Raw genomic sequence first — 12,330 nt, forward strand, 5'->3', positions numbered from 1 at the left:
GCATGGAAGTGAGGTGCAGCACTCGCCTGTGCCTCGTACGGCACGGTGAAACCGCCTGGAATGCAGAGAGGCGTCTGCAGGGACACCTGGACGTACCGCTGAACGAAGTCGGTCACGTCCAGGCGCAGGCGACCGCTGCCAGTCTGGCCGGGCAACACTTCGCCGCGTTCTATAGCAGTGACCTCCGTCGCGCGCAGCAGACCGCTGCCGCGGCGGGGCGCGCACTCGGGCTCGACGCAACGCTCGCACCCGAGTTGCGCGAACGTCACTACGGGGTGTTCCAGGGTCTCACCTACGACGAAGCACGCGAGCGCTTCCCCGTCGAATATGCGCGCTTCGACGCCCGCGACCTCGACTTCGCCTTTCCCGGAAACGGCGAAAGTCTCGGCGAATTCGCCACTCGTATTCATCTCGCCCTGACCGGCATCGCGAATCGCCACGCGGGTCAGCAGACCTTGATCGTCACTCACGGCGGCGTGCTCGACATCGTCCACCGCCTCGCCACCGGCAAATCGCTCGAGGCGCCGCGCGATTTCAAGATTCCCAACGCCGCCCTCAACTGGATCGAGTTCGACGGCCAGTCCTGGCGACTCATCGCCTGGGCCGATCTGCGGCATCTCGAAAACGCCCGCGACGAACTACCGAACGCCTGAGGCGGCGGGCTGCGCCGCCTCTCGCCCCGTAGCTTCGTGCCCGATCGCGGTGCATGCTAATATTCGCCTTTAATCCACCCCCTCGAGACCGTTTCATGTTCTCTGCGCAAGACACCCTCGCCAAGGTCGATCCCGAACTGTGGTCCGCAATCCAGTCGGAAAACCGCCGCCAGGAAGACCACATCGAACTCATCGCCTCGGAAAACTACGTTTCCCACGCCGTGATGGAAGCGCAGGGCTCCCAGCTCACCAACAAGTACGCCGAAGGCTATCCCGGCAAGCGCTATTACGGCGGTTGCGAGTACGTCGACATCGCCGAGCAGATCGCCATCGACCGCCTCAAGAAGCTGTTTGGCGCCGAAGCCGCCAACGTCCAGCCGAACTCCGGCTCGCAAGCCAACCAGGCAGTGCTGATGGCCTTCGCCAAGCCCGGCGACACCATCATGGGCATGAGCCTCGCCGAAGGTGGACACCTCACCCACGGCATGCCGCTGAACATGTCGGGCAAGTGGTTCAACGTCGTCGCCTATGGCCTGAACGAGAAGGAAGAAATCGACTACGACGCGATGGAGCGCCTCGCACGCGAGCACAAGCCGCGCATCATCATCGCCGGCGCGTCCGCGTACTCGCTGCGCATCGATTTCGAACGTTTCGCGAAAATCGCCAAGGAAGTCGGCGCGACCTTCTGGGTCGATATGGCCCACTACGCCGGCCTCATCGCTGCGGGCTACTACCCGAATCCGGTCCCGCACGCCGACGTCGTCACGTCGACCACCCACAAGACGCTGCGCGGCCCGCGCGGCGGCATCATCCTGATGAAGGCCGAGCACGAAAAGGCCATCAACTCGGCGATCTTCCCCGGCCTGCAAGGCGGCCCGCTGATGCACGTCATCGCCGCCAAGGCGGTGGCATTCAAGGAAGCGCTCACCCCGCAGTTCCGTAACTATCAGGAACAAGTCATCGCCAACGCCCGCGTCATGGCGCGCGTACTCGGCGAAGAGCGCGGCCTGCGCATCATCTCCGGCCGCACCGAGAGCCACGTATTCCTCGTCGATCTGCGCTCCAAGAACATCACCGGCAAGGCGGCCGAGGCCGTACTGGGCACCGCGCACATCACGATCAACAAGAACTCCATCCCGAAGGATCCGGAAAAGCCCTTCGTCACCTCGGGCATCCGTATCGGTTCGCCGGCGATGACCACCCGCGGCTTTACCGAAATCGAAGCGGAACAGGTCGCGCACCTGATTGCCGACGTGCTCGATGCCCCGCAGGACGAAGCCGTCCTGACACGCGTCCGTAGCAAGGTTGCCGAGTTGTGTGCACGTCACCCGGTGTATGGGAAATAAGTGAGCAGAGGGCTGACGCGCTTCAGCAGCCGGGGCATGCCGACAGCGTGCGGCACGCCCCGGTTTTTTGCTTGCGCGCCTGAACCTGTCAGGCCCTTGTAGCGATGAAATGCCCCTTCTGCGGCGACCCGAACACACAGGTCACCGACACACGTGAAAACGAAGACGGCGAGGTCGTTCGCCGCCGTCGCCGCTGCGCCAGCTGCGACAAGCGCTTTACGACCTATGAGCGCATCGATCTGAAGATGCCACACATCATCAAGCGCAACGGCATCCGCAGCGAATTCGATCACGACAAGCTCACCAGTAGCATGAAGCTCGCGCTGCGCAAACGGCCGGTCACGCTTGAAGCGCTCGAAGCCTCCGTCGACCGCATCGAAGCGAAACTGCTGTCGATGGGCGAACCGGAAGTGTCGAGCGAAAAAATCGGCGAACTGGTGATGCGTGAGCTGAAAAAGCTCGACAAGGTCGCGTACATCCGTTTTGCTTCCGTCTATCGGAACTTCGCCGACGTCGACGAATTTTCGGAAGTCATCCGCGAAGTGCAAGCCCGCCCCAAACGCAGCCGCAATGCCGAACCCGGCGACACCAGCACTGAAAATGACCTGTTCGGCAACTGACCACCGCGCGATGGCGCGCGCGCTGCAGCTAGCCGCACGGGGACTCGCAAGCACTACCCCGAATCCACGGGTTGGCTGCGTGCTCGTCAAGGACAGCCAGATCGTCGGCGAAGGCTGGCACCGCCGTGCCGGCGAAGCCCACGCCGAAGTCGAAGCCCTGCGCGCAGCCGGCGAGGCCGCGCGCGGCGCGACGGCCTATGTCACGCTCGAACCTTGTGTCCATCACGGGCGCACCCCGCCTTGCGCCGATGCATTGATCCAGGCCGGGGTCACGCGCGTTGTGGCCGCCATGGAAGACCCCAATCCGCTGGTCGCCGGCCAAGGGCTGGCCCGACTGCGGGACGCGGGCATTGCGGTGAGTACCGGCCTGATGGAAGACGAAGCCCGCGAACTCAACGTCGGCTTCGTGTCGCGCATGACCCGCGGTCGCCCGTGGCTGCGCCTCAAGGCAGCCAGCACCCTCGACGGCAAGACGGCCCTGAGCAACGGCGTCAGCCAGTGGATCACTGGCGAGGCTGCGCGCCGTGACGGGCATCGCTGGCGCGCCCGCGCGTGTGCGGTGCTCACCGGGATCGGTACGGTGCGCGAAGACGACCCGCAGCTCACGGTGCGCGCCGTGCCCTGCGAACGACAACCGATGCGGGTACTCATCGACGCCCGGCTCGATGTATCGCTGTCAGCAAGGCTGCTGCAGGATGGCAAGTGCCTGGTCGCCGCCGCGGTCGCAGATACTGAAAAAATCGCAGCCCTCGCTGATCGTGGCGTCGATGTCGTGCTGCTACCGAACGCTCACGGCAAGGTCGACCTGCCGGCACTGATGCTGGAACTGGGCCGCCGGGGCCTCAACGAAGTGCATGCCGAAGCCGGCTTCAAGCTCAACGGCTCACTGCTGCGCGAAGGCTGCGTGGATGAGTTCCTGCTCTACATGGCACCCATGCTGGTGGGAGATGCCGCGCAGGGGCTCTTCAACCTGCCGGAACTGAGCCAACTCGACAGGGCTGTGAGGCTCGATCTGCGCGACGTTCGCCGCATCGGCAGCGATCTGCGGCTGATCGCACGTCCCGTCCCGGCCTGAACCACCAAGCTGCCCGGGTCTGCCCACAACGGGCCCCGACCCGACGCTCAGTCGTCGCGCTGAGCGCAGACGACGCATGCGGGGTCACGCCCGAGCATCACACTGCGCCACTCCATCGCCAGTCCATCCAGCAGCAGCAGGCGCCCGTCGAGCGAAACGCCACATCCGACCAGCAACTTAAGCGCTTCGGCAGCCTGCGTCGCGCCGATAATGCCGGTCAATGGCGCAAACACTCCCATAACCGCGCAACGAATCTCCTCGACCTCCTGCCCCTCGGGAAACAGGCAGTGGTAGCACGGGCTCTCGGCCTGACGCAGGTCGAACACCGACACCTGCCCGTCGAAACGGATTGCCGCGCCAGACACCAGGGGTTTGCGATAACGCACGCAGGCACGATTGATCGCGTGCCGCGTTGCGAAGTTATCCGAACAATCGAGCACGACATCGGCGGCGGCCACCTGCTCATCGAGCGCCGCACCCTCAAGCCGCTCGGGAAGTGTTTCCACGCGCGCCTGTGGATTGAGGCGCAGCAGGGTATCACGTCCCGAGTCGACCTTCAGGCGCCCGACACCCTCGGCACTATGCAGAATCTGGCGCTGCAGGTTTGTCAGATCGACCGTATCACCATCGCACAGAACGAGCGTACCGACACCGGCTGCCGCCAGGTACATTGCCGCCGGTGAGCCCAGGCCACCAGCCCCGACCACCAGCACGCGTGACGCAAGAATTGCTTCCTGCCCCTCGACACCGATTTCGGGGAGCAGGATGTGTCGGCTATACCGGAGAAGCTGGTCGTCATTCATCGAAAAAATTCCACACCGCGCCGGGGGTAGTGCCAGCGCATCACCGCCCGACCCGTGCCGGGCTCACTTGTATTCGCGGAATTCGATCGGGGTATCGTCGTGATCACCGTGCAGGTGGTGCTCATACACCTGCACATAGACCTCGTTGGATTTCTTGATGAGCCGCTCGGGCGATTCAAGGTTGTGCCGCTGCGTTTCCTCGCAGAAATACACGACAGCACGGTAGATCTTCACGTAGAGAGAATTGTCGAGGTGAAACCCCGCCTCATGCAGGGCCCCCTCAATGATCTCGAGTGAGAAATCGAGTACCGAATACGACACGACCAGGACATCCAGGCGCTCGACATGCGGGGCGACATGCAACCCCTTGAGCATCCGCAGCGACTGGAGTGCTTGCCGGGCCTGGCGCGGAGGATACGCAGCAAAGCGGATCTCCCGCTCCTTGTGCAGGCCGGCACCGACCACGGGGTGATCGTGATGCCTGCCGGCCAGCTTGTAGGCGGTTTCCCTGCGCATCACGACTTCTCCCTTAGTCGATCATGGTTTTTTATTCTGGACGATTTGAAGGCCTTTGAGAAGGTTGACCGCCTGCCCAAGCTGATAATCATCCTTACCGGCGAATTCGAAGCGATGCGGCGAAGCGCCCTCGTCTTCGCCGACAGGCGCCGCCTTGCCGCCATCGGCGCCCGGCTGCGAGGTCGGCGGCGCAGGCTTGCGCTCGGCATCGGGATCCTTGTCGTTGCCGAGGTGACCATTGAGGTCCGCTTCACGCAGGCGCCGCGAAGAGCCGTTTGCGCTCTCCTCCACGATGATGTCCGGCTCGATCCCCTTGGCCTGGATCGAACGACCGCTCGGCGTGTAGTAGCGCGCAGTAGTCAGCTTGATCGCCGTGCTGCTGTTGAGCGGCAGGATGGTCTGCACCGAGCCCTTGCCAAAGGTCTGGGTGCCCATCACGACGGCGCGCTTGTGATCCTGCAGCGCCCCCGCAACGATCTCCGAAGCCGAGGCCGAGCCCGCATTCACCAGCACAACCATCGGCAGCGTGCGTGCGGCAGCAGGCAGGTTCTTGAGGAAGTCCTCGCGTGACCCGCGCAGATAATCCTCCGTGGCGGCACGATATTCGCGTTTGGCATCGTCGGTGCGTCCGTCGGTCGATACCACGACCGTATTGGTCGGCAGGAAGGCCGCGGCAACGCCTACCGCCCCGTGCAGCAGACCGCCCGGGTCATTACGCAAATCGAGCACCAACCCCTTCAGGTCGCCGCTCTTGGACAACTTGCCGAGGTGTTCGACGACAGACTGCGCTGTATTTTCCTGGAATTGCGCAACGCGGAGATAACCATAGCCCGGCTCGATCACCTTCGACTTGACGCTCTGCACCTTGATCACTTCGCGCGTGAGCTTCAACACGATGGGCTTTTGCTCTCCCTTGCGTGCGATCGTCAGCGTGATGTCGGTCTTGGGTTTACCGCGCATGCGCTTGACAGCGTCGTTGAGGTTCATACCCTTGACCGGCGTCTCATCGAGCTTGACGATCAGATCCCCGGCCTTGACCCCGGCACGATCGGCCGGCGTGTCTTCGATCGGCGAAATCACCTTGACGAAGCCGTCTTCCATGCCGACTTCGATCCCTAGCCCGCCGAACTCGCCGTGCGTACCGACCTGAAGTTCCTTGTAGGCCTCGGCATCAAGATAGGCCGAGTGCGGGTCAAGACCACTCAGCATGCCGCTGATGGCATGGTTGATCAGCTTCTTGTCCTCGACGGGCTCGACATAGCCCTGCTTGATCGCATTGAAAACATCGGCAAACGCGCGCAACTCCTCCACCGGTAGCGGGGCCTGCACGGCCTTGTCGGCGCTAGCGGAAAAATTGAGGCTGATAAGCACACCGGCAAACACGCCGGTCATGATCAGACCTGCTTTCTGAAGCTTGTTGCGCATGACCACTCCATCGAGGAAATATCGCCCGGCCCACGCCGGAAATGCTAATTGAACTGCACCCACTTCAAGGGATCGAGCGGCTGACCCCGGTGACGGATTTCAAAGTATAAACCCGATTCGCTCGCACCTCCGCTGGCACCCACGCTGGCAATCGGATCCCCCCCCGAGATGCTGTCGCCCAGTTCCTTGAGCAACGCATCGTTATTGCCGTAGATCGTCAGGTAGTCGCCACCGTGATCGACGATGATGAGATTGCCGTAACCACGCAGCCAGTCGGAAAACACCACCTCGCCGCCAGCTACCGCGCGAACCTGGGTTCCACCCGCAGCGCGGATGAACACGCCGCGCCACGTTGTACCTCCTTCCGCCCTTGGAGCACCAAAACGGCCGACGAGTTCGCCACGCACGGGAAATCTCATCTTTCCGCGCAGTTGCGTAAAACTCACACCGGTCGGGGTGGGGCCGGCGGCTTGCCGAATCTCCCCGACAACGGGCTCGGACCGCGGGGCGGCGGGCGCTCGTGATACCCCTTTCACGACTTCGGCACGCCTGGACGCCGACTCGGCCCGCGCAGCCTCGTCGCGTGCCGCTTTGGCCGCTGCTGCGGCAGCGGCCGCCCGCGCGGCCTCGCGCTCCGCCGCACGCCGGGCAAGCGCCGCGACCAGACGACCAAGGCGCTCCTGGTCCTGGCGCAAGGTCTGCTCCTCCTTGCGCTGGCTGCGTAACTGCTCCGCGAGACCCGCGACCGCTTCCTTGCGCCTTGCCTGCACGGTTTCGAGTTCCTTGCGCCGCACCTGCTGTTCCGCTTCGAGCGCGACGAGGCGATCGCGGCGCGCAGTAATCGATTCGCTGAGCTGAGCCTTTTCACGCAAGTCAGTGCGCCAGGTCTCGATCAATTCGAGCCGCGCCCTCCCGAGGTGCTCAAGATAGTAGGCATCGCGCGCAAGCTGGTTCGGGTCGCGAGTGGACAGAAACGGCGCGACGCCCCCACCTGCACCGTGCACGTAATGGCGCCGCACCCAGTCGGCCAGTTCGCTCTGGCGACTGCCGATGCGCTCCTCCACCGCCTGCCGCTCGGCCTCGAGCAGGGCGAGATTCCTTTCCGCCCCGACCCTGCCCGCGGAGAGGTGCTGCAGCTCGCGCTGCACCCGCGACACCGCACGCTCCGCCGCCGCCAGTTCGTCAGCTGCGCTGGAGCGAGACTCCTCGGTGTCCGCGATCTCCTTCTGCAGATCGCGGATGCGCTGCCTGACCTCTTCAAGATCGGAGCGCTTCTGCGCCACCTCCCCGTTCTCATTTGCATGCGCGGCAGCACCCGTGAGCAACACCAGTGCTGCCAGCGCATGGAAAAGGCTGCGCGAACCCAGGCAGGCGGACATCGTGACGAGCGCGCTCAGTTCTTGGCCTTGCCCTGCCCCGCAACAGCAGCCTCGGCTGCGCGGATGGTTTCTTCGTCAGCCAGGTAGTAGCTCTTGATCGGACGCAGATTGGCGTCCAGCTCGTACACCAGCGGTTGCGCAGAGGGGATGTTGAGCCCGACGATATCGGCATCGGGAATGTTGTCGAGATACTTGATCAGCGCACGCAGACTGTTCCCATGGGCGGCGATCAGGATGCGGCGACCGGCCAGGACGTTCGGCACGATGACCGTTTCCCAGTAAGGCACAAAGCGCGCCACGGTGTCCTTGAGGCATTCGGTGCGCGGAAACTGCGCACGCGGCAGCGAGGCATAGCGCGGGTCGCCGGTGTTGAGGCGCTCGTCGCCTTCGGCCAGCGGAGGCGGCGGAATATCGTAGGAACGGCGCCAGGTCAGCACCTGATCGTCGCCGAACTTGGCAGCGGTTTCCGCCTTGTTGAGACCTTGCAGGTCACCGTAGTGACGTTCATTCAGGCGCCATGTGTGCTCGACCGGCAGCCACAGCGAATCGAGTTCCTCAAGGACAATATTGAGGGTCTTGTTGGCCCGCTTGAGAACAGAAGTAAAGCCGAGATCGAAGGCATACCCTTCGCTTTTCAGCAACCGGCCGGCGGCCCGCGCCTCTTCGACACCGTATTCGGTGAGATCCACGTCGGTCCACCCGGTAAAGCGGTTTTCCTTGTTCCACGTGGATTCGCCGTGGCGAAGCAGAACGATTCTGTACATGAGCGCTCAGAGGAAATAAATGAAGTTGAAGGGAAGCCCACCGGGTATCAACGCCTCAACCGGAACCCCGCCGCACAAACGGCGGCAGCCAGCCCGCTCGACACAAAGGCGCCAAAGGCGCGCTTTAACGGGCCGGTGTATTTTATACTACTCGCCTGACCTGCACTTCCCGCCCATCGTGGACACCAGAACCATTATCGACCTCATTGACAAGCACGAGCACATTGAGACCGCCGCCCGGGCGCTCAAGGCAATCGCGCATCCGCTGCGATTGAAGATTTTATGTGTACTGGGCGAGCACGAGGTGTGCGTACAGGACATCGTCGAAGCCGTTGGCACCTCGCAGAGCAATATCTCGCAGCATCTCGCGATCCTGCGCGACAAGGGCGTACTGCAAACCCGCAAGGATGCCAATCGGGTTTACTACCGCATCTGCGACCAACGCACGCTGCAGCTGATCGCGCTGATGCGCGAAGTGTTCTGCGACGTCCCGCCGGGCAGGGGCTGAGTCCGCGTGGCGGTCGCCTGCCGCCAGACGCCCATCATCACGACAACAACGGAGCAAGCTTACGTGGAATTCCTGCAGCAAAACTGGTATTGGGCCGCGCTCGCGGTAGCGAGCGGAGGCTGGTTGCTGTTCGACTTTGCGCGCACCCAGGGTGACAAGTCGCAATTGTCTCCGGTCGAGGCAACGCTGCTGATCAACCGCGAGGACGCGGTGCTGGTCGACGTACGCGACCAGGGGGAATATGCAAAGGGGCATATCCCCAACGCCCGGCACATTCCGCTGGCGGATCTCGAGCGCCGCAGCAGCGAGCTCGAAAAATTCAAGGATCGCCCGATCGTCCTGTGCTGCGCCAGCGGCAACCGCTCTGGCGCTGCAGTGAGCGCGCTGAAAAAGGCCGGGTTCGAGAAGCTTTTCCAGCTGCGGGGCGGCCTGTTTGAATGGGAAAAGGCCGGGCAACCGGTCAGCCGCAAGAGGAAATGACGATGCAGCCGACCATTCGCATGTACGCCACCGCCGTATGTCCCTACTGCATCCGTGCCGAGCAGCTGCTCAAGCGCAAGGGCATCCAGGACATCGAGAAGATCCGCATCGACCAGGATCCGGTGCGCCGCGACGAGATGATGAGCCTTACCGGCCGCCGCACCGTGCCACAGATCTTCATCGGCAACGTGCATGTCGGCGGCTGCGACGACCTTTACGAACTCGAGCACCAGGGCAAACTCGACGGCATGCTGCAGCAGCCCTGAGCGCCCTGCTTCCAGACACTTTCATTCATCAATCACCTACCGACCAGGCCCTTACATGTCCGAAAACGCCCAAGCCTCCCAGCCAGTCTTCTCGATCGAAAAGCTCTACGTCAAGGATCTGTCGCTGGAAGTGCCCAACGCCCCACGAATTTTCCTGGATCGCGAGAACCCTCAGATCAACGTGCAACTGCGTACCGACGCCAGCAACGTTGACGAAGGCATTTTCGAAGTCACCCTGACGGTTACGGTTTCGGCCAAGCTCGCCGAGGATCGCACGGTATTCCTGGTCGAAGTGGCGCAGGCGGGCATCTTCCAGATCCGCAATATCCCGGAAGGCGACCTCGAGCCGGTGACGATGATCGGCTGCCCCAACATCCTCTTCCCCTACGCGCGCGAAGCCATCTCGGATGCCATTACCCGTGCCGGCTTCCAGCCGGTGGTGTTGGCTCCGGTGAATTTCGAGGCGCTCTATCAGGGCCAGCAGCAGCAGGCCGCCGCCCGCGAGTCGGGCGAACTGCCGATCCAGTAAAAGCCATGCCTATGAACGTCCGCGTCATCGCGCTTGCCGCCGCACTGGCCCTGCCAGCCGCCTTTGCGCACGCGATCGACTACCGCTCGGTCGCAGAGCCGGCAATCCTGTTCGACTCGCCGTCGGAGAAGGGCAGGCGCCTGTTCATCGTCACGCCGGGCACCCCGGTCGAGGTGGTCGTCAGCCTCGACAAATGGGTCAAGGTGCGCGATGCGGGCGGATCCATCAACTGGATCGAGCGCCGCGTACTCTCCGACAAGCGCACTGTCATGGTGACGAGCGCGCGCGCGATCGTGAAACAGCGTGGCGCCGTCGATGCCCCGCCGGCCTTCGAAGCGGTAAAGGACGTCGTGCTCGAAGTCACCGGCAGTGCTGCGGACGGCTGGCTCCCGGTGCGGCACAAGGACGGCGCGTCGGGATTTGTCCGCGTCACCGAGGTGTGGGGACTTTGATCACCAAGAGGATCGCAGTGTTCGGCGCCGGTGCCTGGGGCACCGCGCTGGCGCTGGCATTCAGTGCCCGGCACAACGTAATCCTGTGGGGGCGCGACGCCCGACACATCGACAGTCTTGTCGCAACACGCAGCAACACACGCTATCTGCCGGATGTTCCGCTGCCCTCAGCCCTCGATCTGACGGCGGATTTCGAGACCGCGGCACGTGGCGCGGACCTGCATCTGGTGGTCACTCCGTTGGCCGGCCTGCGTGACGCGGCGGGGAGACTGCGCCGCACCCGGCCTGATACCGCACTGATCTGGGCATGTAAAGGCCTGGAGGCGGGGAGCGGCAAGCTGCCTCACGAAATCGTCAGCGAAGAGCTCGGCCCGGGCGCCGCCTGCGGCGTACTCACCGGGCCGAGTTTTGCCGCCGAGGTCGCCCGCGGATTGCCCACCGCCGTGACGCTCGCCGCCAGCGACACCGGATTCGCCCAGGATTGGGCACGCATCCTGCACCAGCCGCGGCTGCGCATCTACGCAAACTCGGACGTCGTCGGAGCAGAGATCGGGGGGGCAATCAAGAACGTACTTGCGATCGCCGCGGGCGTTTCCGACGGCATGGGCTTCGGGCTCAACGCCCGAGCAGCGCTCGTCACCCGCGGACTGGCGGAGATCGCCCGCCTCGCCACGGCACTCGGCGGACGCGCGGAAACCCTGATGGGGCTTGCCGGCATGGGGGACCTGATCCTGACCTGCACCGGCGACCTGTCGCGCAACCGGCGCGTGGGCTTGGCACTGGCCCAGGGCAAGACACTGGATGAAATCCTCGGCGAACTCGGCCATGTTGCCGAGGGAGTATCGACGGCACGCGAGGTAGTCACGCTGGCGAGCCGGCATGGTGTGCAGATGCCGCTGTGCGCAGCGGTCGACACGCTATTGCACGGCAACCGCCTTGGACCACGCGAAGTCGTCGAGCAATTGCTGTCACGCGAACCGACACACGAATAGCCGCGCCACCCGGCACGCCGTCCGCTCTCGCCCGAGGCGGGGCGCCGCTGCGCCCACTCAGGCCGCGCCCGAAAATCCCAGCTGCCGCCACGCCTCAAAAACCACCACCGCGACTGCATTGGACAGATTCACACTGCGATTTGACGGGCACATCGGAATCCGCAGAGTGTTTGCCTCGGGCAGGGATGCCAGCACCTCGGCCGGCAGACCGGCGGTCTCGCGACCAAACAGCAGCACATCCCCTTCGCGGTATTCAATGCGATCGTAGCGCCGTGCCCCCCGCGTACTCAGCGCGAACATGCGACGACCCGCCAGCGCGCGCAGGCACGCATCCCAGTCGTCATGCACGCTCACACGCGCCAGGTCATGGTAATCGAGGCCGGCACGCGCCAGCTGCCGATCCGAAAGATCGAAGCCCAGCGGGCGAACCAGATGCAGATGCGCCCCGGTATTGGCCGCGAGGCGGATGGAATTGCCCGTATTGGGCGGAATTTCGGGCTGAAAGAGAACGATATCGAGCAT

General features: G+C 63.7%; 16 protein-coding genes. 10 read left to right on the top strand and 6 right to left on the bottom strand.

Translation table 11 applies throughout. The features are described 5' to 3' along the window. The first annotated feature begins 2 nt into the window (after nt 1-2). From GPA25_RS00005 to ribD, 4 genes are all read left to right on the top strand, one after another. Nucleotides 3-653 carry a histidine phosphatase family protein gene (locus GPA25_RS00005; RefSeq protein WP_169258301.1) on the top strand — a complete coding sequence of 217 codons (651 nt, stop codon included), beginning with the start codon at nt 3-5 and terminating at the stop codon, nt 651-653. Between the two features lie 95 nt (nt 654-748). After that, on the top strand, nt 749-1,999 hold the full coding sequence (gene glyA, locus GPA25_RS00010; RefSeq protein WP_169258302.1) for a serine hydroxymethyltransferase: 1,251 nt from the start codon (nt 749-751) through the stop codon (nt 1,997-1,999). Between the two features lie 104 nt (nt 2,000-2,103). Next, nucleotides 2,104-2,619 (top strand): transcriptional regulator NrdR, encoded by a 516-nt coding sequence (gene nrdR, locus GPA25_RS00015; protein WP_169258303.1) that lies wholly within the window; start codon nt 2,104-2,106, stop codon nt 2,617-2,619. Further along, a complete protein-coding gene (gene ribD / locus GPA25_RS00020) occupies nt 2,600-3,694 on the top strand; it encodes a bifunctional diaminohydroxyphosphoribosylaminopyrimidine deaminase/5-amino-6-(5-phosphoribosylamino)uracil reductase RibD (RefSeq protein ID WP_169258304.1) in 1,095 nt (364 codons plus the stop codon). Before nrdR ends, ribD begins: the two co-directional genes overlap by 20 nt. Before the next feature lie 47 nt (nt 3,695-3,741). On the opposite strand, the gene GPA25_RS00025 is transcribed toward ribD, so the two are convergent. The 5 genes from GPA25_RS00025 to gpmA all read right to left on the bottom strand — a co-directional run bounded on the left by GPA25_RS00025 (nt 3,742) and on the right by gpmA (nt 8,581). Then, nucleotides 3,742-4,497 carry a HesA/MoeB/ThiF family protein gene (locus tag GPA25_RS00025; protein WP_169258305.1) on the bottom strand — a complete coding sequence of 252 codons (756 nt, stop codon included), beginning with the start codon at nt 4,495-4,497 and terminating at the stop codon, nt 3,742-3,744. Between the two features lie 63 nt (nt 4,498-4,560). Beyond that, complete coding sequence (locus GPA25_RS00030; RefSeq protein ID WP_169258306.1) at nt 4,561-5,013, bottom strand: hypothetical protein; 453 nt, start codon at nt 5,011-5,013, stop codon at nt 4,561-4,563. Between the two features lie 21 nt (nt 5,014-5,034). Next, entirely contained in the window at nt 5,035-6,438 is a 1,404-nt protein-coding gene (locus GPA25_RS00035) for a S41 family peptidase (protein WP_169258307.1), read from the bottom strand. A gap of 44 nt (nt 6,439-6,482) precedes the next feature. After that, nucleotides 6,483-7,817 carry a murein hydrolase activator EnvC family protein gene (locus tag GPA25_RS00040; protein WP_169258308.1) on the bottom strand — a complete coding sequence of 445 codons (1,335 nt, stop codon included), beginning with the start codon at nt 7,815-7,817 and terminating at the stop codon, nt 6,483-6,485. 14 nt (nt 7,818-7,831) lie between these two features. After that, the gene (gene gpmA, locus GPA25_RS00045) at nt 7,832-8,581 is read right to left on the bottom strand and encodes a 2,3-diphosphoglycerate-dependent phosphoglycerate mutase (protein WP_169258309.1); all 750 of its coding nucleotides are present in this window, start codon (nt 8,579-8,581) and stop codon (nt 7,832-7,834) included. 178 nt (nt 8,582-8,759) lie between these two features. Here gpmA and GPA25_RS00050 point away from each other — a divergent pair, with 178 nt between their 5' ends. The 6 genes from GPA25_RS00050 (at nt 8,760) to GPA25_RS00075 (ending at nt 11,808) form a co-directional block, all read left to right on the top strand. After that, nucleotides 8,760-9,089, top strand: a complete 330-nt coding sequence (locus GPA25_RS00050) for a metalloregulator ArsR/SmtB family transcription factor (protein WP_169258504.1) — start codon at nt 8,760-8,762, stop codon at nt 9,087-9,089. A 63-nt stretch (nt 9,090-9,152) separates the two neighbouring features. Further along, nucleotides 9,153-9,569 carry a rhodanese-like domain-containing protein gene (locus GPA25_RS00055; RefSeq protein ID WP_169258310.1) on the top strand — a complete coding sequence of 139 codons (417 nt, stop codon included), beginning with the start codon at nt 9,153-9,155 and terminating at the stop codon, nt 9,567-9,569. A 2-nt stretch (nt 9,570-9,571) separates the two neighbouring features. Further along, complete coding sequence (gene grxC, locus GPA25_RS00060; protein ID WP_169258311.1) at nt 9,572-9,835, top strand: glutaredoxin 3; 264 nt, start codon at nt 9,572-9,574, stop codon at nt 9,833-9,835. A gap of 55 nt (nt 9,836-9,890) precedes the next feature. Then, nucleotides 9,891-10,364 (top strand): protein-export chaperone SecB, encoded by a 474-nt coding sequence (gene secB, locus GPA25_RS00065; protein WP_169258312.1) that lies wholly within the window; start codon nt 9,891-9,893, stop codon nt 10,362-10,364. A gap of 5 nt (nt 10,365-10,369) precedes the next feature. Continuing rightward, the gene (locus tag GPA25_RS00070) at nt 10,370-10,816 is read left to right on the top strand and encodes an SH3 domain-containing protein (RefSeq protein WP_169258313.1); all 447 of its coding nucleotides are present in this window, start codon (nt 10,370-10,372) and stop codon (nt 10,814-10,816) included. After that, complete coding sequence (locus GPA25_RS00075; RefSeq protein WP_169258314.1) at nt 10,813-11,808, top strand: NAD(P)H-dependent glycerol-3-phosphate dehydrogenase; 996 nt, start codon at nt 10,813-10,815, stop codon at nt 11,806-11,808. The genes GPA25_RS00070 and GPA25_RS00075 overlap by 4 nt, the downstream gene beginning before the upstream one ends. Nucleotides 11,809-11,865: 57 nt before the next feature. Here GPA25_RS00075 and GPA25_RS00080 read toward each other — a convergent pair whose 3' ends face one another. Further along, nucleotides 11,866-12,330 (bottom strand): tRNA (cytidine(34)-2'-O)-methyltransferase, encoded by a 465-nt coding sequence (locus GPA25_RS00080; protein ID WP_169258315.1) that lies wholly within the window; start codon nt 12,328-12,330, stop codon nt 11,866-11,868.

Origin of the sequence: Aromatoleum diolicum (assembly GCF_012910955.1) — a bacterium.
GTDB classification, from domain to species: Bacteria; Pseudomonadota; Gammaproteobacteria; order Burkholderiales; family Rhodocyclaceae; genus Aromatoleum; species Aromatoleum diolicum.